Below are 21,597 nucleotides of genomic sequence, written 5' to 3'. Positions count from 1 at the left end.
TGATAGACTCATCTCAACATAATTCCGATAAAACCTATTTGAATTGTTAAATATGAAATAGGCTGCTCAGCTTGTACTAGGAAATTGAAAAAATAATGGATTAGAGAAGGGTGGAGATTGTATGGCGGAGCAAAGAAAACTTAGATTGGGTGCCGTGCTGCATGGGGCAGGCGGCAATTTGGCAGGCTGGAGACATCCGGATGCCGTGGCGGACGCGAGCGTTAACTTTCAGTTTTACAAGCAGCAGGCGATCAAAGCAGAGGAAGGGAAGTTTGATTTTTTATTTATCGCAGACGGGCTTTACATTAACGAGAAGTCGAATCCCCATTTTCTGAACCGCTTTGAACCGATTACGATTTTGTCTGCGCTCGGCGCAGTTACCTCTAAGATCGGCTTGGTGGGCACGCTCTCTACTTCTTACAGCCAGCCCTTTACCGTTTCCAGGCAATTCTCATCCCTTGACCATATTAGCGGAGGAAGAGCCGGCTGGAATGTTGTGACCTCCCCTCTTGAAGGGACCGCGCTGAACTACAGCATTCCCCTTGAGCATCATCCGGACCATAGCAAGCGTTACCGGATTGCAGCCGAATATTTGAAGGTGGCCCGCGGGTTATGGGATTCCTGGGAGGATGACGCTTTTGTCCGAAACAAGGAAACCGGCGAATTTTTTGATCCAAGCAAGCTGCATACATTGAATCACGAAGGAGAGTTCTTCTCGGTCAGAGGCCCGCTTAATATTGCGAGATCGAAGCAAGGGCAGCCAGTCGTATTTCAGGCAGGCTCTTCCGATAGCGGCAGAAATCTAGCGGCAGCGTCGGCCGATGCGATATTTACTAACCAAGAGACGATAGAGGAGGCAATCGCCTTCTACCAAGACGTGAAAGGCCGGGCGGTAAATCTTGGACGCTCGCCTGATGAAATCCTTATCTTTCCTGGCATCGGGGTTATTGTCGGGGATACAGACGAGGAAGCGGAACGCAAATACGAAGAAGTTGCGAATCTGATCAGCATCGATAACGCGCTTGATAATTTGGGACGTTTTTTCGAGCATCATGATTTCAAGCAATATCCGCTCGACGGGCCGTTTCCTGAACTAGGCGAGCTTGGGAAAAACAGCTTCCAAAGCACAACGGACAAAATCAAGCGCGAAGCGAAGGAGCAAGGCTTAACCTTGCGCCAGGTAGCCCAGCGTTCGGCAACACCTAGAACGCCGTTCATTGGCACGCCGGAGAAAGTGGCCGACATCCTTCAGGAGTGGTTTGAGAAAGGCGCGGTTGACGGATTTATTGTAGGAGCGGGAGTACCAACAGGACTCGATGAATTTGTGGAGCATGTCATCCCCGTCTTGCAGCGCCGCGGCCTGTTTCGAAGCGAGTATGAGGCGGATACGCTGCGCGGCAATCTCGGCTTGCCGATTCCGGCTAATCGTTATACAGAGCAAAGGGATAAGCTGAAAGGCTCGGAAGAGGAAAACGCCGAGGCTGAGGCAGCGGCAGCACAAGTAAACGGAGCGATATAACTTAAGAAAATGAAACGGGGGTTCTTGTTATGTTAAAGAAACGAAACAACTGGAAAACGATTATTGCGCTTACGACGGCGTTGGTGCTTGTACTTAGCGGCTGTGCAGGCACGAATAAAGCTAGCAATACGGATAAAAACGCCTCACCGGCCGCTACTACGGATGCCGCGACGGCGGCAGCGCCTGCAAAGGGCGGGGAGCTCACTTATGCGCTGGCCACGTCGCCAGATACGCTCGATCCGCATCGCAGCGGACTCGCCGTTGCTGTCCGTGCGATTCGGACGATTCATGACAATTTGGTCGCACAATTGCCCGACGGCACCATCCAGCCATGGCTTGCAACGGAATGGGCCGTATCAGAGGATGGCCTGAGCTATACGTTCAAGCTGCGTCAGGACGTGAAGTTCCATGACGGCACGCCGTTTAATGCGGAAGCTGTGAAATACAATTACGATCGTATTTTGAATCCGGAGACGAAGGCGGCTAACTCGGCAGCGCTGATAAGGCCTTATAAATCGGCGGATGTCATCGATGAATTTACGGTCAAGCTGAATTTGGAGACACCCTCCAATGCGTTTCTCGGAAACCTCAGCCAAGCGCTGGTAAGCATCGTATCGCCAACCGCAGCTCAAAAGTACGGAGACCAGCTGGGCAAAAACCCGGTCGGAACCGGCCCGTTCAAGTTCGTTAGCTGGGAGGAAAACTCGCAGATTACGGTTGAGCGCAACCCGGATTATAAATGGGCGCCGCCTCTTGTTGCGAACCAGGAAGCTCCATATCTCGATAAGGTTATTTTCAAAATTGCGCCAGAAGAGGCTACCCGGATCGGAAGCGTACAGAGCGGCCAGGTACTGGCTGGGGAGACGATCCCGCCGCAAAACATTCTCGCTTTGGAGAAGGATGAGAAGCTTCAGCTGTTCAAGTCGAATACGCAGGGTTTGCCGTATACGTTATTTATTAACGAGAATAAAGCGCCATGGAATGAATTGAAAGCAAGGCAAGCGCTGCAAGCAGCCATCGACGTCGATGCGATCGTCAAGACCCTCTACCTGGGTACGTATGACCGCGCATGGTCGCCGCTGACGCCGGGCACCTTTGGCTACGACAAGTCGCTTGAAGGCGGCGTAAAGCCGGATCTCGACAAGGCGAATGCGTTGCTTGATGAGCTTGGTTATGTCAAGGGGGCCGATGGCGTTCGCGCGAAAGACGGCAAGAAGCTGACGCTGCATTACGTGGACGGTTCGCCAAACCGTGAGAAAAGGAATGATATCGCAGCCATTATACAGCAGCAGCTTAAGCAAATCGGCATTGCCGTAGAAGTGGAGATTACGAAGGACGTTCGCACGGTGGTTTATGAGAACGGAAATTACGATATTTATGGCAACAGCCAGGTGAACTCCGATCCCGAAGCGCTTCGCTCCTTTTACCATTCCGGCGCGGTCAGCGTAGGAGCGAACCAAAATCTGCCTGGGTTCAAAAACGCCGAGGTAGACGGCTGGATCGATCAAGGTTTGATCGAGAAGGATGAGACGAAGCGCCAGGAGCTGTACGCGAAAGTTCAGCAGGCGATTATTGAGCAAGCGGTTATCATCCCGATCTATGTATTCCCGTACACCATTGCCGCGTCCAAAACGGTAAAAGACATCAAATTCGACTCATTGGCGTACCCGCTCTTCAATGATGCCTTTATTCAAAAATAAGGAGATCGCCTAGCGGAACCTAACCGTCTCCGCGGAATAGCCGGTATTGCTCCAAATCATGTACAGGAGGCAAGTGATGCTCAAAACGATTAGTATTCGGTTGTTCACCTCCCTGCTCGTCATTCTCGGATCGCTTGTGCTTGTATTCGTTATCGTCTATTTGCTGCCTGGAGACCCGGTTCTGTCCATGGTTGATCCGAGCACGGTAACGCCGGAGGTATTGGCCAGCCTGCGTGCGCAGCTTGGTGTGGACCGACCGCTGTATGAGCAGTTCGGCTCTTACGTCAGCAAGGTCTTGCAAGGGGATTTCGGCAAATCGATCGTTAACGACGAGCCGGTGCTGCCTAAGATCATCACCCATTTGCCGGCAACGCTTGCCCTGACGGCCGCGAGCTGCTTCATTGCAGCCGTGGTCGGCATCTGGCTCGGCGTGCTGTCGGCGATCCACCGTGATCGCTGGATCGATATTACGGCAAGAGTGGTAGGCTTGTTCGGCATCTCAATGCCGACCTTCTGGTCGGGCATCCTGCTCATCCTTATCTTCTCTATAACGCTCGACTGGTTTCCCGCCATGGGGTCGGAGGGCTGGAAGACGCTGGTGCTGCCGGCAGTCGGACTCGGTATCGTTGGTGCAGGGTTCGTCGTTCGGCTAGTGCGCAACAGCATGCTTGAGGTGATCAACGAGCCGTTTATCGTGACGCTGCGCGCGAAGGGCGTAGCAGAGAAGTTGGTTATGTACCGGCATGCTCTGCGGAACGCGTTAATTCCGGCTCTGACGATGATTGGCGTGCTAAGCGGCGAGCTGCTGGCGGGCACGGTTGTCATCGAAACGGTATTTTCAAGGCAAGGAATCGGCAGGGTCATCTCTGATGCGCTCATGGCCAAGGATTTGCCGGTTGTGCAGGGCGTCGTTTTTTTCTCGGCGATCATGTACGTCATTATTAATTTAATTGTGGACCTCTCTTACCGAATGATCGATCCGAGAGTAAGACGTTCGCAATAGGCAAAGGGGAGTTTATCGTGAAGGAGACCGCAGTTGCCAAGACCGCCTGGCCGAGAACAAGGGCTATGCGCCGATCGGCACCGAGAACGGCCAAACTTAATGTGTCCAACCTGCTCGTTTACGCAGCAGGCTTTGTCGTTATTTTCATCGTGCTGTGCGCGCTTATGCCAGGGCAAATTGCGCCTTATTCCCCTACGGAAATGGTTATGACGGATATTATGCTGCCGCCAAGCCTGACTCATTTTTTTGGGACGGATTACTACGGGCGGGACGTATTCAGCGTAGTTGTATACGGCAGCCGCGATTCACTGCTGATCGGCCTTGCTTCGGTGCTTATTGGCGGCTTGCTTGGAGCCTCCATAGGGGCGCTGTCCGGTTTTCTCGGCGGGATATTCGATACGGTCATTATGGGTTTTATTGAAGTATTAATGACGATCCCGGGGATTTTGTTCGCGCTGGCAATCGCTGCAGCCATGGGGCCCAGCCTGTTCAACGTCGTGCTGGCGGTCGCCTTGTCAGCCGTTCCTGGCTATGCGAGGGTATTCCGGGGTCAAATTATTAGCGTGAAGGGCCGTCCGTTCATTACGGCGGCACGATCGGTCGGCGCGGGCAACCTGCGAATCTTTTTCCGCCATGTGCTGCCGAATGCTTGGTCTCCTCTGCTCGTAATGGCAACGATAGGTTTGGGGACGTCGATCCTGATCGGATCGGGACTGAGCTTTCTCGGTCTCGGGGTTATTAAGGAAATTCCGGATTGGGGAACATTGCTCTCGCAAGGAAGAGGTTATCTGACCGTGGCTTGGTGGATGTCCACTTTCCCAGGCCTAGCGATCACTATGCTAGTGCTGTCGGTGAATCTGATGGGCGACAAGCTTAGAGACCATATTGATCCGAAAAAAAGCAGATTTTAAGGAGGGGCATCCATTTGAAAGCTTTGCTTGAAATTGAGCATCTTACCGTCAAGTTTGCCACTCCGAAAGGCTGGCTGACTGCGATTTCGGATGTATCGCTGACTATGAAGCCAGGTGAAACCGTCTGCCTTGTCGGCGAGTCGGGGAGCGGGAAGACCATTACCTCAAAATCGGTCATGCGTTTAATCGATTATGAGAACGGCGTCATCGCGAGCGGTGAAATGAAGCTCGATGGCGTAGATTTGGTGCGTGCCCCGCAAAAAAGCATGCGGACGCTGCGCGGCAAAAAAATGGCGATGGTCTTTCAGGAGCCCATGTCTGCGTTTGATCCGGTGTTCACGATCGGAAGTCAGATTATTGAGGTGATCGTCGGCCATAAAATGGGCAATCGCGAGAAAGCCTCGGCGCGGGCCATCGATCTGTTGCGGCGCGTCGGCATTCCTGAACCGGAACTGCGGATGAAGCAGTATCCTGGAGAACTGTCTGGCGGCATGCTGCAGCGAGCGATGATTGCGATGGCTTTGGCTTGCGGCCCCGAGCTGCTTATTGCCGATGAACCGACCACTGCGCTGGATATGACTATCCAAGCACAGATCCTGCAGCTGCTGCAGGAGCTAAAGTCGGAATTTAATATGTCCATCCTTCTCATTACGCATGATATGGGCATTGCCGCTGAAATGGCTGACCGGATCATCGTCATGTATGCCGGTCAAGTGGTTGAGCAAGCGACGGCGGAGCAGTTGTTTGAGCAGCCTCATCATCCATATACACAAGGCCTGCTTCGTTCGGTTACGACGCTCGACAGCGACCGAGGCTCCAAGCTGTTCTCAATCGACGGAAGCATTCCCAATTTGTTCGAGCTGCCGACCGGCTGCCGCTTCCATCCGCGCTGCCCCCACGCCACGGAAAAATGCGTCAAGGAAAGCCCGCCGCTACTAAACGTGAATGACCGCTTGGCCGCTTGCTGGTATGCTGAGGACCTTGCAGAGGCGGAGTCGTGGCTCAATCCTCGGACTGAAGGTCCAGTGCTTGCCGAGAAAATAACCGTACGCGAACCTTCGGAGACCGAGCCGCAGCTGGCGGATCATCTCTTTGAAATCGAAGGCTTGAAAAAGTATTACCCACTGGGCAAAAGTGTCCTATCGCGTCACTCCTCCGCTATTCGAGCGGTGGACGACGTATCTTTTCAAATTCGCAAGGGCGAGACGTTTGGGCTGGTCGGCGAATCCGGCAGCGGAAAGTCGACGCTGGGACGGGTCATTATGCAACTGGAGAAAGCCACGGCGGGCAAGGTTAGTTTTGCTGGGCAGCAGCTCACCGATATGAAGCCGTCGCTGCTGCATGAGAAGCGCAAGGAAATGCAGATGATTTTTCAGGACCCGTTCGGTTCGATGAATCCCCGCTGGCGGGTTGGCGATATTATTGGGGAGCCACTGTCTATCCATACCTCGCTGAGCGCAGCCGAGAAAAGATCGCGAATCGAGGAGCTGCTGCACGTGGTCGGATTAAACCCTTCTTGGCATGAGCGCTTCCCGCATGAATTTTCTGGCGGCCAACGGCAGCGGATTGGCATCGCGAGAGCGATTGCGCTTAACCCTTCGTTTGTACTCGCAGACGAAGCGGTATCGGCGCTGGATGTATCCGTTCAGGCGCAGATCGTCAATTTAATGCAGGAGCTGCAGCAAAGTTTAGGGCTGACCTATCTGTTTATCGCCCACGGACTTCATGTGGTTAGGCATATTTCCAACCGGATTGGGGTCATGTATTTAGGCAAGCTAGTGGAGATTGCCGGCAGCGAGGAGCTGTTCACGCATCCCGCCCATCATTATACGCGAGCGCTGATTGCCTCGATTCCATGGCCAGATCCATCGCGCAAGCGTGAGCTGACCGCGATCAGCGGCGAGATCCCGTCCCCCGCGAGCCCTCCCTCAGGGTGCCGTTTCCATACCCGCTGCCCCGCAGCGACCGTGCTTTGCAAGAACGAGCAGCCGGAGCTTGTGCAGGTTGAGCGCGAGCACTGGGTAGCCTGCCATTATCCTGCCTAAAAGCTGAGAGCTCCTCTATGGGGCTGCTTGGCTTTTTTGTTGTTTTGGGTTGTGAGCAGTAAGAACACAGAGGTTCTAACCGCATAGAAACGGGGCTATTTAGGGGGGGAAGTAGCTGTAAGCACGTATAGGTTCTTATGGCGCTTGAGCGGCATGAGATTGAGAGCGGTAAGAACACAGGGGTTTTTACCGAGCAGAAACGGGGCTAGTTAGTGGGGGAAAAGTTGCTGTAAGCACGTATAGGTTCTTATGGCGCTTGAGCGGCATGAGATTGAGAGCGGTAAGAACACAGGTGTTCTTACAGGACAGAAAAGGGGCTAGTTAGTGAGAAAAAAGTAGCTGTAAGCACGTATAGGTTCTTATGGCGCTTGAGCGGCATGAAATGGAGAGCGGTAAGAACACAGTGGTTCTTACAGAGCAGAAACGGGGCTAGTTGTTTGCGTGTAGATGACAGAGGATGTTTGAGCGTGGCATGACCAGGGTAGATGTGACTATGGGACCATTGACGCGTAGAAAAACGACATGGTACCCTAAATTCATATGGAAACAAATGGAGGGATACTCTTGATTGAAATTCGCTTATCGATAGGTTATGACGAGTATGAAGAAGGCGCAAGGATGTCAGACTTAATCGATAAATTGGCATCTAGCCCGGATGGCGCGAAGCTGTCCATACTGACGATTGGCGATTGGGGTCAGGCGTATGAAAATTCTCCGGACAGCTTCGTGGAAACGTTGATAAAACATAAAGACTCTTTTCCTAACTTGAGAAAGATCTTTATTGGAGATATGGGTTTTGAAGAATGCGAGGTTTCATGGATCAACCAGACGAACCTTGCGCCATTGCTAGAAGCTTTCCCTGAGCTGCAATCCTTGACGGTTAAGGGCAGCCAGGATTTGAGCTTGCAGCCGCTCGTTCATGGCAAGCTGGAGGAGCTCGTTATCATATGCGGGGGCCTGCCAAAATCGGTGATCGAGGAAATCACAAGCGCAAGGTTGCCGGAACTCAAGAAGCTGGAGCTTTATTTGGGTGTGGATAATTACGGCTTCGACGGTGGAGTCGAAGATATATTGCCGCTGCTGAATGGAAATTTATTTCCCAAGCTGAAATACCTAGGACTAAAGGATAGTGAAATTCAGGACGAAATTGCTATTGCCGCTGCGGATGCGCCTATTCTGGATCAATTGGATACCCTCGATTTGTCTTACGGAACGCTGTCGGACGAGGGCGGGAAAGCATTGCTTGCAAGCGAGCGCATTAAGAAGCTGAAGCATTTGAATCTAAGCTACCATTATATGTCTGATGATCTTCTGCTGCGATGGAAGCAATCCGGTTTGTCGGTTGACGTGACGGACCAGCAGGAAGCGGATGAAGAGGATTGGCGTTATCCGTTCCTGACGGAGTAATGGTTAGATCCATAGAGAAAGGCAGTGGGGAGCGACCTTTTCTCCTGATTGGAAACCCCCTCAACAAACGTACGCTTGGCCTGCAGGCCGCAAGAACCAAGCTGGGGCTTGCTCCTGCCATCGTTCTTCCTTATGAGAAGCTCCTTCAACGGAGTTTGTACATAGGAGAGGTGCTGCTTGAGTACAAAGCTTGCAGCGAGGTCATGATACGGCTGGATGCGCCCGGTGAGGATCAGACCGTTGAACGCGAGCTGATTGCTTGGGGAGCGCCGGATCGAAGCGGGGACGACTTGTTTTGGTCGGCAGGGCCTTTGCCACAGGATATTTCCGTCACGGCTTCAGAAGCGATCCGTCTGCCTCAGGAGCATGGAACGCTCTTGTATCCGGCGCAGTGGTACCGTGGTTACTGCCGCTTTCTTGCGGTTATGCAGCAAGAGGCCGAAGCGGCAGGCGTTCGAGTTGGCTGGGTGAATACCCCGGATAGTATCGCAAGAATGTTTGACAAAAGAAGCTGCTGGCAGTTGCTGTCACGGCATGGCTTATTAATGCCTGCACTGCCTGCGCCAGTGGGCTCCATTAAAAACTACGACGAGCTTCAGGCTGCTATCCTTCTAAGCGGAATGAAGCGTTTGTTTATTAAACTCGCCTGCGGCTCTGGAGCCGCGGGCGTTATCGCTTACCAGACAAACCCTCGTACGGGAGCTGAGATTGCCATTACAACGATTGGCATCGAAGAGTTTGCGGGCGGTTACCGCTTTTATAACGCGGGTTTGCTTAGACGCTACCAAGAACGTTCGGATATTCGGCGCATTGTCGATTGGGTTTGCCGTCAAGGCGCGCATGTTGAGCGCTGGATTGAGAAGGAAAGCCATGATAGCAAGTCATTCGATGTGCGACAGCTGGTCGTGGGAGGTCAGGCTTGCCACACTGTAGTGCGATTAAGCCAGACGCCGATTACGAATTTACATTTGCGGAATGAACGGCGGATAGATGCATCCGAACTGCTCTCGGAAGAGCTGAGGCAAGCGGTGAAGCAAACCGCTGAAGCTGCGCTTCGTGCTTTTCCGGGGAGTACTACGGCAGGCGTTGATGTGCTCGTTCAGCGCGGAAATGGCATGACCTATCCAATTGATATCAATCCTTTTGGCGATTTGCTGTACGGAGCTGAGCACGAAGGAATGAACACCTATGAGTGGCAGATGCTTCAGCTTCTCGGAAAGGATTAGACAACTATGCTCGATATGAACCAAATCGTGGGCACCCACGATATACTGATGATTACGCTTGATACGCTGCGCTACGACGTAGCGCAGCTCGAGGAAGAGCATTGTCCTAACCTGTGCGGAAGCGGAGGCTGGGAGAAGCGGCATACGCCGGGCAGCTTTACCTATGCTGCTCATCACGCTTTTTTTGGCGGCTTCCTGCCTACGCCTGCGAATACGGACAAAGCCTCCCACGTAAGGCTGTTCCATACAAAAAATACGGGACTCAGAACGGATCCCCATACATGGTTATTTGACGCTCCGGATCTTGTATCCGGCTTGCAGGAGGCGGGTTACCGGACGGTCTGCATCGGAGGCGTCATTTTTTTTACGAAAAAAAACAAGCTGGCCAAAGTGCTGCCCGGCTATTTTCAGGAGAGCTATTGGCGGATGACCTTTGGAGTGACGAATCCCCGCTCGACCGAGCATCAGGTCAATCATGCGCTGAAGCTTCTGGAGAAGGCTGACCCGAATGAACGGTTATTTTTATTTATGAATATTTCGGCTATGCATGGGCCTAATCACTACTTTGTGCCTGGCGCAAAGCAGGATTCGGTTGAGACACAGCGGGCTGCGCTTCGGTATGTGGACAGTCAATTAGGTCCTTTGTTTGAAGCGATGCGGAAAAGGGGTAAGACATTATGCCTAGCATTTTCTGATCATGGGACGGCTTACGGCGAGGACGGCTATGAAGGCCACCGTTTGGCGCATGAAGTCGTCTGGAACGTTCCGTATCGCGAATTTATTTTGGAATAAGGAGGGAAAGCAGCTTGTTACATCCAACATCGCCATTCACATCTGCCGAGCTGCAGGAACGGGAGCAGCGCTGGATGCGCGCGCCGTATCGTTCGTATTTGTATTCCTACCCGCATAAGACGGCTTATCGTGATTTGCAGCCCCCTGTATCACTCCGGGAGCTTTGGGAACAGGACCAAACCGACTATCATTTTTTGTATATGCATATTCCTTTTTGCGGAGCCCGCTGTGGATTCTGTAATTTGTTTACGCTGCCGGACAGGCGGGTAGACGTTCATGAGCAATATGTCGATGCGCTGCAGAGGCAGGCGGAGCAGTGGGCGCCATGGTTCCGCAACCGTACGTTTTCCCGGTTCGCGATTGGCGGAGGAACGCCAACGCTTCTGGAGGCGAAACAGCTAAATCGCCTATTTGATATCGCTGAGCATACGATGGGCCTTGATCCGATGAAGGCATCCATTTCGGTTGAAACCTCGCCGGAGACGGTGACGACCGATCGCATGGGGGTACTGAAGGAGCGCCTCGTAGACCGCGTGAGCATGGGAATCCAAAGCTTTGTGGAAGAGGAAGCGTCGGCCATTTACCGTCCACAGAAACCTCGGCTTGCAGAAGAAGCGCTGGACACTTTGATGTCCTATTCGTTTCCGCTTGTGAATTTGGATCTTATTTATGGCTTGCCGGGTCAAACGGCAGAGACTTGGTTATATTCATTGGAGAAGGCAATCAGCTATGGACCGGGAGAAATTTTCATTTATCCGCTGTACACGCGCGAGAATACGATTCTAAAGCCGGAGCAAATTCGAAATTCGGGATCGGATATCCGCCTGGAGCTTTATCATATTGCCCGCCAGCTTCTGGAGGAAGCGGGCTATAAACAATTTTCAATGCGTCGCTTTGCCAAGGAAACGTCATTTGCTCACAAGAGCATACTGCCCTTCAGCTGTCAGGAAGAAGGAATGGCCGGACTTGGCTGCGGCGCGCGCTCGTATACGCGCGAGGTGCACTATGCTTCAAAATATGGAGTAAGTGCGGCGGCAACGCGCAGCATTATTGAAGAGTATGTAGCCGCTGACCGGCATGATTCGGCCAATTATGGCTTCCTCTTAAATACGGCTGAGCAAAAGCGCAGATTCATATTAAAGGCGCTGCTGCACCAAGAGGGGCTCGAACTGTCGGCCTATCGTGACCGCTTCGGCAGCGATGCTATGGACGAGCACCTCGATTTGGAAGAGCTGCTCAGTATCGATTTAGCCGTACTAGAGTCTGGCATTTTGAGATTGACGACAAAAGGGATGGCTTATTCGGATGCAATCGGAGATGAGTTTATTTCCGGCGATGTGAGAGAGCTGATGAACAGCTATGTTGTCCGATGAAGGCGACTCTTTATTATCGCGGCGCATTGTCATCCTGTAATTACGATTGCCCGTATTGTCCCTTTAGCAAGACGACGGACAGCAAAGCAACGCTTGCAAAGGATAAGCGGCAGCTGGAAGATTTCATGAGCTGGGTTCGCGTGCAGGAGTCTGCGGGCCACCGGCTCTCGATATTTTTCAACCCTTACGGGGAAGCGCTCGTTCATCGTTGGTATCGTGACGCGATGGTGGAACTGTCTGGCTTGCCGCATGTGGATAAGGTGGCGGTACAAACGAACCTATCGGTGAAGCTGGACTGGACGCGGCAGCTTGTAAGGGAGAAAGCTGCCTTTTGGGTGACCTACCATCCCGGGCAAACGAGCGAAGCAAATTTTCTGCGCCAATGCATGACGCTTTATGAGCAGCGAATTCCGTTTAGCGTGGGATCAGTCGGTATCCGTAGCGCGTTCGACGCGATTGGTGAGCTGCGGAAGGCGCTCCCGGACGATGTTTATCTGTGGGTTAATGCCTTTAAGGACCGCAAAGCGTATTATACGGAGGAAGAAAAGGACTATTTAACACAAATTGACCCGCACTTCCAGTTGAATGTGCCTGATTATGAGAGCCTCGGCAAAGCTTGCGGAGCAGGCTCAAACGTTTTTTATGTGCAGGGAGCGGGCATCGTCAAGCGCTGCTACAGCGACCGCAGAATCATTGGGCATCTTTATCGTGATGGTCTGGAAGGGCTAACGGCGGACCGTCCCTGCGGGATGAAGGCGTGTGGCTGCTATATCGGTTACATTCATATGCCGCAGCTGGAGCTGAACAAGCTTTACGGCAGCAGTATGCTGGAGAGGATTCCGGCCGGCTACGCCCGCTAATGGACATGGCAATGAAGAAGGAGCTCCTTCTGCATGCTTGCGGCAGCTTCTTTTTCGGTGCTAAGTGACGGGGCTCTACTCTCATCAGGGTATTAAATAAGTTCAACTATTGATTTTACAATTCATGAGTTTCTCAAGCAGGTTTCCATACGGGCATAAAGTCGCTCAATGATAGTTCTTTTATAGTTGGGGATTTCTCCTATAAAAAATCTTGGATCTACTCCCTTCTTCAAACCAATCTACCTCAGCGTCTTCAAATGGGCAGCTTATGGCTGGGTTTTGGAGCAATAGAGCTAATTTATAGATCTAATATAGCGTAAATAGCCGAAATCGATGAAATAGGTCTAAAAAGTAGATCTAAACTAGCCCAGCAGCTCCAAATGGACTGGATATGGCTGGGTTTTGGAGCAATAGAGCTAATTTTTAGATCTAATCTGGCGTAAATAGCCAAAATTGATGAAATTGGTCTAAAAAATAGATCTATTCTAGCTCAGAGGCTCCAAATGGACTGAATATGGTTAGTTATTGGAGAAATAGATCTAATTTTTAGATCTATTCGGGCATAAATATCCGAAATCGATGAAGTAGGTCTAAAAAACAGACCTAATCTAGCCCAGCAGCTTCAAATGGGCAACTTTCCCTGGGGTTTGTAGATATAGATAAGTTGAACGAAGAAAATAAAGGATTTGGGAAGCGAGAAGATCGATCTGGAGAAATGAACTATTCTCCCTAGTAGCCAGATTCTTGCCTTTTCATGTCTTAGCCAATTTAAGAATTCGGCTGCAAGCGCGACCCCATAAAATGATCTACTCGCGCAGCGACCAAAACGAGAAGCTTTTGTTCAACGTATATCGTTTGATTCTGTACTTAATAAGCTGGAGGTGCAGCGGTGTTCAAGGTTTACATAACGGTTAAAAGCTTAGGCAAGAAAAAAAACCATCTTGACCGTCTGGCGTGGCAGCTATCAGAAGCCCCGTCGACTTTGCGCTCCTTAATCATAGATATCGTTACGACGAATGTTAGGTTGTTTAACGATCGGCAGACAGAGGTGCCGCTTGTTCCTTTTCTAACCAAAGCCGATATCGAGCTGCAGAGTACGAGCGGCAAGGTGGGCTTCGGAACGCTATATAATGAGAAAAAAGCGGATGAGGAGGAAGCGGCAGCAACAGCGCTGCTTGCCTTTGAGGACGGGTTATTCCGGGTGTTCATCAAGGAAAACGAAATAGACAATCTTGATGCGCCGCTTGCGCTGCAAGAAGGCGATGAGATCGCATTTATTCGTTTTACGATGCTGGCAGGGAGAATGTGGTAAACGAAAAGCCAAGGAGGCAGGAGAATGGATAGAGGAGAACAAAAACAGTACTTTCAAAGCATGAAAGACAAGGTGAACGGACTTGTGCTTTCCGATTCCCATAAGCAGCTCGCTTTGCTGCTCGTGACTCTTGGTGAGAGAGGATATAACGATTACGAGATCAGCACAGGCATTAAGGAGCAGCTTCTGACATTGGCTTCGGAGCAGGAGCAGCAGCTGTTCGAGCCGCTAGTTGACATCGCAGCGGAGCTGCTTGACCCGTCATACGCCCATGTATTCCGTTATATGGCTGAGCATGCGACGGAATATCCTTATAGCAGCGGTTATGCGCGCAGGCCGTTTCGAACGAAGGAACAGAGGCTGCATTTGGACCGTTTGCTGACGAAAATGATTTCCTTGTTCCATTTGAATGCCCGCGATTTCTCGGTTGTTGAATATCTAACGAAGCCTGGCTATATGGCGCAAAATGAATACCAATTTCCGGCTACCGCTATTGCCGATACGATCGCCTATGGCATTGATGACGGAAATGAAGCCATTTTGGAGGCTTTAAAGGATATTATTCATGGCGATAACAATACCGCGCTCCTGGCGCGCAGCATGATTACAGGCATTTTCCTCAGCCATAGCACAGAAGCCTACCGGATGATCGGGGAGCTGCTTGTTGCTGCCAGGCTGCAGGAGGGGCTTCGCCAAAGTATCGTGGAAGCGATGGATGAGGGAACCGTTGAGGCGATGAAGTACATGCTGGAGGTTGTGACCGAGCATGATTTGATCCGTTATAGCTCGGTTGTCAGAGCGGTTGATGTATGGACCGGACTCGGGCTGGAGGCCGCTAACGCGCGCGTGACTAAACAGGTGATAACGTTTGCTGCCCAGTGTCTTGCCGATCCAGCTGTTGTGGAGAAGGGACTGGAGAGCAGCAACGTGAATGAGCTGTTTATCAGCCTTTGGGCGATTGCAGTGAAGGAAGAGAAGCTTCTTTACGATAAAATCAATCTGATTATGGAGAGCAACGACGATTATCGCAAGATTGCGGCGCAATATATGCTGGCGCAAAGCCAGAATGACGATGCCCGTTTCTCAATCGCTCAAAACTGGCTTGGAGAGACGAACAAGGAGCTGCAATATTGGGTCGTCTCTAACTACACGTTCGATTATTCCTATCGCTGGGAGAGCTTAAACGGCAAGCATGAGCGCTTATTGGAGCTGAAGCCGTCGGTGCTGCTGGGTGACAAAGCTGTGAGAAAAACGCAGTTTGAGCAGTTCAGGCTGCTCCTCAGCGGCATGCCCTCGAAGGAGGTTACGGCCAAGTCCAGCGTATTTGATTGGCTCGGCTACACGTATTCAACCGAAATGATCGTTCGCAAGCTGCTTTATTTGACGGCCTATGATATGGATGCGGAATGGATTGCAGAGCTGATCGGATTAAAAGATACGCTCAGCCCAGACAGCAGGTCCGAGCTGCTAAACTATTTTATGAATGATCCGGCGAACGAGGCACAGCGTAATTTCCTGATCGACAGTTTGTCAGACAAAAGCATGAGCAACCGAGAGATTGCCATTCGGAAGGCTGCCCATCTGGAGCTGAATGACGATGAGATCGAAGCGGTCTCTGCTCTCCTGAAGCTAAAAACAGGGTCGCTGCGTCAAGGAGCCATTGGTTTGCTACTGCAGCAGCCGGCAAGGCAGCTGGAAGCGGTCCTCTCGCTTCTTCTTAAGAGCCGCAACGAGCTTCAGCGCCTGGCTGCACTTGAGCTTCTGACGGAGATGAAGGATGAGCCCTCACACGCAGGGCTTTCTGAAGCCTTGCAGGATAACGTAGATTCCATTGCGGAGCCAACCGAAAAGGAACGCTTGTTAATTGCAAAGCTCAAGCAAAAGGAAACCTATACGCTCAGCAACGGTTTTGGTTTATTCGACCCTGCGCTTGGAACGGGAGAGCTGTCGGAGAGAGAGCAGCTGCCGCTCTCCGCTCTTCAGGAGGCAAGAGGCTATTTTAACCTGAGCCTCGAACAAATCAATGAGTTTGTTAAAGGGCTCTCCGATCTTGTTCATCTGCACCGTGAGCATGAATACGAAGTAACGGATTATTCAGGCGCTAAGGAATCCCTTCTTGTAGGAGCTCGGCTAACGAGCTTCAAATGGCGTTACGAGGAGGAAGACAATACTCCCGTATTGGCAAGATATCCTTTAACGCAGGTGTGGGAGACCTATTTGGAGGATAGCGGATTTGGGGCGCCGGAACTGCTGCAGCTTCACTTTTACCGTAGAGCCCAGACGCTGTCCCGCTATTATTACGGAGAGCTGGAGCACTGGCGGGCATCTACCTACGAGCCGCCGGAGGGCTGGCGCAAGGAACTGCTGGATCAGCTGTATCCGATGGATGTTCTGCGCGAGACCAATGCCTTGACCGAAAATGTTCCTTATCAGAGACAGGTGTATGAACTGATCAGCGCTTATTTGGAAGAATGCGCAAAGCCGGAGCTATTTGAAATCTCGAACCATATCCTGGGCTTGATGATGCAATGCTTCCCAGCCGACCGTGTATACGAGGAAAGCGAGCTTCTGGAATTGTATACCGACTTCTGGAGGGAATGGGTACGTTCGAGCATGCACGATGACGAGTCATTTAAGGCTTATTTCAAAGCTTACTACCAATTGTACGAAATGAGCCGTTATGAATCTCACCATTTGAATGCCAGCGACTTTGCTCGGGCACTCGAACTGGGGCTTATTGATGAGAATGAGCTGCTAAGGGAGTATATCGGAAGGCAAGGCAGCAGCAACCGGATCAGGGAGCTGACGAGTCCGCAAAGCAAGCTGCTTGAGCTTTATCCGAACTTGAGCCAGTACAAAGATCGAGTCGTTGAGCGAATATTGGAGATTGAGCTAAGCAGGGGAGATCTGGCCACCGAGGTTACGAATCTAGCTACAAGCATTCGATATCTAGAGGGTATGAATTACTTGATCGCCATATTGGAAGGGCTGGATAAAGAGTCGTTCGTTCGGGGTTACATTTATGGTTATGGCAAAGACGTAACGAAGAAGGAAACCTTTAGCCACCTGTTGAAGGTATGCCATCCTCGCAAAGGAGAGGACGAGGTGCTGCTGCGAGAGCTGCTGCAGTCCCGCAACATTGCGGAGTCCCGCTTGCTTGAGGCTGCGATGTATGCACCGCAATGGGTAGATCTCATCTCAAGTTACTTAGGATGGAGCGGCCTGCGCAGCGCGGCTTGGTATTTTCATGCGCATATCAATGAATCCTTCTCAGCCGAAAAGGAGACCGTCGTAGCGCATTATTCGCCGATTGCACCGCAGGACTTCAATGATGGCGCCTTCGATATTGAATGGTTCCGGCAAGCCTATGAGGAGCTTGGGGTAGAGCGCTTTGGCGTACTGTACCAATGCGCAAAATATATTTCTGCGGGATCGAACCATAGGCGTTCGCAGCTGTTTGCCGATGCAGTGCTAGGCAAGCTCAGCTTAGAGGAGCTTCAGGGCTCGATTGCCGAGAAACGAAACAAGGATCATTTGTTAAGCTACAGCCTGCTGCCTTTGGCTGCGGATGGAGAGCAGTCACGCGACGTGCTGGAGCGTTATTCCTTTATTCAGCGCTTCCTGAAGGAGAGCAAGGCATTTGGCGCCCAGCGTAGGGCAAGCGAGGAGAAGACGTCCAGCATAGCGCTGGATAATTTGGCGCGCAATGCGGGTTATGCCGATGTGATCCGCTTAACCTGGGATATGGAGAGCAAGAAGCTGGAGGAGCTCCTTCACTATTTCGAGCCGCATCCGTTGGATGACGCTGTAACGGTTCAACTGGTTATTGACGAGGCTGGCAAGACCGAGATCCAGGTTCAGAAGCAAGGCAAGGTATTAAAGGCAGTGCCGACTGCTTACAAGAAGCATGAGTACATTGCAGCGCTTAAGGAAACCAAGACCGAGCTGACGGACCAGTACAGAAGAGCACGGGCAGAGCTGGAACGCTCGATGGAGGCAGGAAGCAGCTTCACGCTGCAGGAGATCGGCAAACTAGCGCAAAATCCGGTGCTGTCGCCTTTAGTTCGTATTCTTGTATTTAAAGTAAATGAGCATTTGGGTTATTTTGAAGAGGGAAGGCTAAACGGTGCGCATGACGCTCCTTACCAAATGAAAGAGAGCGATCAGCTAATCATTGCTCACCCGCTTCATTTATATGAAAGCGGCGATTGGAGCTACTATCAGAAGGATTTGTTTGACAGGCAGCAAAAGCAGCCCTTTAAGCAAATATTTAGAGAGCTATATTTGCCTAGCGAGGATGAGCTTGCGAGCGGATCGTTGTCGCGCCGCTATGCGGGGCATCAGGTACAGCCTCGCAAGACCGTCAGTTTGCTCAAAGGCCGTAAATGGACGGTCAGCTACGAGGAGGGCTTGCAAAAGGTCTATTACAAACAGAATGTCATTGCGAATATATACGCCTTAGCGGATTGGTTCTCTCCTTCCGATGTTGAGAGCCCAACGCTTGAAACGGTACGTTTCTTCGATCGAGTGACGATGAAGGGACTCGATATTGCCGAGGTTCCAAGTCTCGTTTTCTCCGAAGTGATGCGAGATGTTGATCTGGTCGTGAGCGTAGCCCATGTTGGCGGCGTCGATCCTGAAGCGAGCCTGACCACGATCGGCATGCGTGGAGCGATCGTGCGTGAATCGCTGCGCTTACTGAAGATTGACAACGTCCGCTTGGAAGGCAATCATGCCTTGATCGCCGGGAAGCTTGGGGAATACAGCGTCCATCTGGGAAGCGGCAGCGTTTATAAGCAAGCCAAGGGGGCGCTCGCCATCATTCCGGTTCATTCGCAGCATAGAGGGAAGCTGTTCCTGCCCTTTATGGATGAAGATCCGAAGACAGCAGAGATTTTGTCCAAAATTGTGCTGCTAGCACAGGATACTAAGCTGAAGGACCCGCAAATTTTAGCTCAGCTGCAAGCTTAATTATTCAGAAAAGGAGTCCGCATTGGACTCCTTTTCCTATTTTATAAACATAGTCCCGTAATCTCTTCTTATTGTCCAGCAACCGCACCACGTCAAAATAGTCTTTGTCGTAGCGTAGGGCGACAAAGGTTTTCACCAGCGTATCTATGAAGGGCAGCCAAGTGACGATGCTTCAAACGGTTACCTTTTGGGTATAGTAAGGTAGGGTTTGAATATCGAGAGGAGTGTGCAAAATATGACGCAAGCGAAAAAAGTCGCTTTTCTACTAGCTAACGATTTTGAAGATTCCGAGATGAAAAATCCATATGATGAAATGGTGAAAAATGGTCATGAAGCGGTCATCATTAGCCTGAATAGCAATGAAAAACTGACGGGCAAGCAAGGAACGATTACGTACACCTCCCATCTAGGCATCGATGAGGCCAATGCGGATGACTATTCCGCCATCATTATTCCGGGTGGCAAGTCCCCCTCTCATTTGATGGATAATACGAAGGTACAAGCCTTCGTAAAGGAAGCAGATGAGGCAGGCACGACGATTGCAGCGATCTGCCACGGTCCGCAAATTTTGGAGGCAGCCGGCCTGCTAAAGGGTCGCACGTTGACTTCATATCCTGGCCTTTCAACGGAAATTGAAGCTGCGGGCGGGAAGTTTGTCGACAAAGAGGTTGTCGTTGACCGTAATTTGATTACGTCGCGTTCACCGGAGGACGAGCCTGCATTTATCAGGGAAACGATTGAGAAGCTTGGGGTAAACGCCTGGTAGCTTTGTAGCATAGCAATAGCTTTTACGGGGCGGCCTGTTCAGAATAGCATTTATTCTGCGGGCAGCCTTCTTTGCGTTAAAATGACAGTCATCCCAGGTTAGGGTATACTTTAACCATATTTAAAATGTTAAGGAGGGCGTGCCCATATGCCCGATACTACGCTTGATGAGCGAAGGGACAAGTCCCCGTGGACAACTACTCATCCTCCTGAAAAGGTGAGCAAGGCGGACGTGATTAAGAGCGGCCTGATGGTTTTAAGCGAGCTTGGGGCAAATCATATCTGCAAGGTTTGCATTGCAAACAGCGGCTCATGCTGCAATGGTTGCCGAAACTTGCTTGACGGGGTAGGCTGTCAACTGCGAAATACGAGCTGCACGGCTTGGTTATGCGGCTTTCATAAATATTTATTATATGAGGTTGGACAGTTAGAGGGCTGGTACATGTTCTGGGATCAGATTCCTGGGCAGGATTACCGGGAGGACTTTACGCCGGATGAACTGATGCTGGAAAAAACATGGCAGAGCCAGCAGCAAACGCTGGATCATCTCGGAGAGGCTCTTGCAGCGGATTTACAGGAGATGGAGCGATCGCATATTGCGATAGGCATTATCCTTACGCTGCGCGAGAAGCTGGACAAAAATATTGATTTGTATATGGATGGCGAGCAGGATCACAAAAAAAGGCTGAGGCTGAAAAGAAAAATAAAAGTGCTCTCCAGCGATTTTCAACGTTTTCATTTCTTATTAAACAAGTATCATAAGGAGCAAGCGGAGGGGTGACTGCTTCTTCTGGCTAGATACCAAACAGGGTTATCCTGCAGCAGCTTCTGCTGCTTAACGGACAACCCCTAGCTTCTTTTTTATTTTAAAAACTCCAGCAGCTCTTTATTGAATCGATTCGGCTCATCGTAGAGTATCCCATGTCCGCTATGCTCGAATTCGACCAGCGTGGACCCATCAATGCCATTTAGCAGCTGCTTGGCGAATTCCGGCGGGCAAATGGTGTCTAGCAAGCCTTGAAAGATCGTTGTGGAAGCTTTGATCTGCAGCATGTCCGCCCGCAAGTCCTCATCCCGCAAAGATTCGAAGGTGCGGACGGTTCCCCATGCAGAGGCTTCAAGACCTAATGCTTGCAGCCAGTCCTTAAAAGGCTCGCTGATCTTGTTTTCCGGCCAGTCGGCCAAAAACTTTTCTCCAAAGTCGCGAAGCATCTGAGGCCGGTCGTTTTTGGTGGCGGCTATTTGTTCATTGGCCTCCTCTTGCGTAATACCGTAGGGATACTGTTCACGCTGCGTGAACGAAGGAGCCGCCGCCCCCAGCAAGGCCAGCTTTCGAACGCCGTATCCTCCATGCCTTGCCATATACCGGACGGCAATGGCGCCTCCTACGGAGAAGCCGACCAAATAAGCTTGATCGAGCTTTAAATAATCGATAACTGCCTTTACATCGTCGGCAAGCCGGTCATAGGCATATCCGCCTGCGGGAGCATAGGATTTGCCGAAGCCGCGCTGGTCAATGCCAATGCAGCGATAGCCTTGCTCGGAGAGCAAAGTAAACTGAGCTTCAAACATCCGGCTGCTTAGCGGCCAGCCATGCAGGAAAATAACAGGGGGCCCGGAGCCGATATCCTCAACGTATAGTCTTACATTTTTCTCAACCTCAATGTAATGTCCCATTGTATCTCTCCTCTCGGTTCTATCTCAATCCTTACC

Annotated in this window: 15 protein-coding genes; 14 read left to right on the top strand and 1 reads right to left on the bottom strand. The window is 51.2% G+C overall.

What is annotated here, in order from left to right; all coding sequences use genetic code 11:
* Positions 1 to 121: 121 nt before the first annotated feature.
* From FJQ58_RS04685 to FJQ58_RS04620, 14 genes are all read left to right on the top strand, one after another.
* A complete protein-coding gene (locus FJQ58_RS04685) occupies positions 122 to 1,519 on the top strand; it encodes an LLM class flavin-dependent oxidoreductase (protein WP_139991272.1) in 1,398 nt (465 codons plus the stop codon).
* 29 nt (positions 1,520 to 1,548) lie between these two features.
* Positions 1,549 to 3,219 carry an ABC transporter substrate-binding protein gene (locus FJQ58_RS04680; RefSeq protein ID WP_139991271.1) on the top strand — a complete coding sequence of 557 codons (1,671 nt, stop codon included), beginning with the start codon at positions 1,549 to 1,551 and terminating at the stop codon, positions 3,217 to 3,219.
* A 76-nt stretch (positions 3,220 to 3,295) separates the two neighbouring features.
* Complete coding sequence (locus tag FJQ58_RS04675) at positions 3,296 to 4,222, top strand: ABC transporter permease (RefSeq protein WP_139991270.1); 927 nt, start codon at positions 3,296 to 3,298, stop codon at positions 4,220 to 4,222.
* 17 nt (positions 4,223 to 4,239) lie between these two features.
* On the top strand, positions 4,240 to 5,133 hold the full coding sequence (locus FJQ58_RS04670) for an ABC transporter permease (protein ID WP_420799813.1): 894 nt from the start codon (positions 4,240 to 4,242) through the stop codon (positions 5,131 to 5,133).
* Between the two features lie 14 nt (positions 5,134 to 5,147).
* The gene (locus tag FJQ58_RS04665) at positions 5,148 to 7,178 is read left to right on the top strand and encodes an ABC transporter ATP-binding protein (RefSeq protein WP_139991269.1); all 2,031 of its coding nucleotides are present in this window, start codon (positions 5,148 to 5,150) and stop codon (positions 7,176 to 7,178) included.
* A gap of 618 nt (positions 7,179 to 7,796) precedes the next feature.
* A complete protein-coding gene (locus FJQ58_RS04660; RefSeq protein WP_420799814.1) occupies positions 7,797 to 8,585 on the top strand; it encodes an STM4015 family protein in 789 nt (262 codons plus the stop codon).
* Positions 8,558 to 9,811, top strand: a complete 1,254-nt coding sequence (locus tag FJQ58_RS04655) for an STM4014 family protein (RefSeq protein ID WP_139991267.1) — start codon at positions 8,558 to 8,560, stop codon at positions 9,809 to 9,811. The genes FJQ58_RS04660 and FJQ58_RS04655 overlap by 28 nt, the downstream gene beginning before the upstream one ends.
* 6 nt (positions 9,812 to 9,817) lie before the next feature.
* Positions 9,818 to 10,603 (top strand): STM4013/SEN3800 family hydrolase, encoded by a 786-nt coding sequence (locus FJQ58_RS04650; RefSeq protein WP_139991266.1) that lies wholly within the window; start codon positions 9,818 to 9,820, stop codon positions 10,601 to 10,603.
* A gap of 74 nt (positions 10,604 to 10,677) precedes the next feature.
* Positions 10,678 to 11,976, top strand: coding sequence for an STM4012 family radical SAM protein (locus tag FJQ58_RS04645; RefSeq protein WP_139991289.1), 1,299 nt, complete (start codon positions 10,678 to 10,680; stop codon positions 11,974 to 11,976).
* On the top strand, positions 11,973 to 12,836 hold the full coding sequence (locus FJQ58_RS04640) for an STM4011 family radical SAM protein (protein ID WP_139991265.1): 864 nt from the start codon (positions 11,973 to 11,975) through the stop codon (positions 12,834 to 12,836). Before FJQ58_RS04645 ends, FJQ58_RS04640 begins: the two co-directional genes overlap by 4 nt.
* An 889-nt stretch (positions 12,837 to 13,725) precedes the next feature.
* Positions 13,726 to 14,148: a hypothetical protein gene (locus FJQ58_RS04635; RefSeq protein ID WP_139991264.1), complete on the top strand. Its 423-nt coding sequence runs from the start codon at positions 13,726 to 13,728 to the stop codon at positions 14,146 to 14,148.
* Positions 14,149 to 14,172: 24 nt separating this feature from the next.
* Complete coding sequence (locus tag FJQ58_RS04630) at positions 14,173 to 19,119, top strand: DUF4132 domain-containing protein (RefSeq protein ID WP_139991263.1); 4,947 nt, start codon at positions 14,173 to 14,175, stop codon at positions 19,117 to 19,119.
* Positions 19,120 to 19,354: 235 nt separating this feature from the next.
* Entirely contained in the window at positions 19,355 to 19,885 is a 531-nt protein-coding gene (locus tag FJQ58_RS04625; protein WP_139991262.1) for a type 1 glutamine amidotransferase domain-containing protein, read from the top strand.
* A gap of 147 nt (positions 19,886 to 20,032) precedes the next feature.
* Positions 20,033 to 20,665, top strand: coding sequence for a hypothetical protein (locus FJQ58_RS04620; RefSeq protein ID WP_139991261.1), 633 nt, complete (start codon positions 20,033 to 20,035; stop codon positions 20,663 to 20,665).
* Positions 20,666 to 20,745: 80 nt separating this feature from the next.
* On the opposite strand, the gene FJQ58_RS04615 is transcribed toward FJQ58_RS04620, so the two are convergent.
* A complete protein-coding gene (locus FJQ58_RS04615) occupies positions 20,746 to 21,561 on the bottom strand; it encodes an alpha/beta fold hydrolase (RefSeq protein ID WP_139991260.1) in 816 nt (271 codons plus the stop codon).
* Positions 21,562 to 21,597 lie beyond the last annotated feature (36 nt).

The sequence above is a fragment of the Paenibacillus paridis genome, from assembly GCF_006345825.1.
In the GTDB taxonomy this organism is placed as follows: domain Bacteria; phylum Bacillota; class Bacilli; order Paenibacillales; family Paenibacillaceae; genus Pristimantibacillus; species Pristimantibacillus paridis.
Note: the sequence above shows the minus strand (reverse complement) of the source record. Positions and strands in the feature narration are given on the sequence as shown.

Excerpts from the sequence above, each read along its gene's own strand:
- FJQ58_RS04685 (WP_139991272.1), top strand. The coding sequence starts at position 122 with ATGGCGGAGCAAAGAAAACTTAGATTGGGTGCCGTGCTGCATGGGGCA.
- FJQ58_RS04680 (WP_139991271.1), top strand. The coding sequence starts at position 1,549 with ATGTTAAAGAAACGAAACAACTGGAAAACGATTATTGCGCTTACGACG.
- FJQ58_RS04675 (WP_139991270.1), top strand. The coding sequence starts at position 3,296 with ATGCTCAAAACGATTAGTATTCGGTTGTTCACCTCCCTGCTCGTCATT.
- FJQ58_RS04660 (WP_420799814.1), top strand. The coding sequence starts at position 7,797 with ATGTCAGACTTAATCGATAAATTGGCATCTAGCCCGGATGGCGCGAAG.
- FJQ58_RS04650 (WP_139991266.1), top strand. The coding sequence starts at position 9,818 with ATGCTCGATATGAACCAAATCGTGGGCACCCACGATATACTGATGATT.
- FJQ58_RS04645 (WP_139991289.1), top strand. The coding sequence starts at position 10,678 with ATGCGCGCGCCGTATCGTTCGTATTTGTATTCCTACCCGCATAAGACG.
- FJQ58_RS04640 (WP_139991265.1), top strand. The coding sequence starts at position 11,973 with ATGAAGGCGACTCTTTATTATCGCGGCGCATTGTCATCCTGTAATTAC.
- FJQ58_RS04630 (WP_139991263.1), top strand. The coding sequence starts at position 14,173 with ATGGATAGAGGAGAACAAAAACAGTACTTTCAAAGCATGAAAGACAAG.
- FJQ58_RS04625 (WP_139991262.1), top strand. The coding sequence starts at position 19,355 with ATGACGCAAGCGAAAAAAGTCGCTTTTCTACTAGCTAACGATTTTGAA.
- FJQ58_RS04620 (WP_139991261.1), top strand. The coding sequence starts at position 20,033 with ATGCCCGATACTACGCTTGATGAGCGAAGGGACAAGTCCCCGTGGACA.
- FJQ58_RS04615 (WP_139991260.1), bottom strand. The coding sequence starts at position 21,561 with ATGGGACATTACATTGAGGTTGAGAAAAATGTAAGACTATACGTTGAG.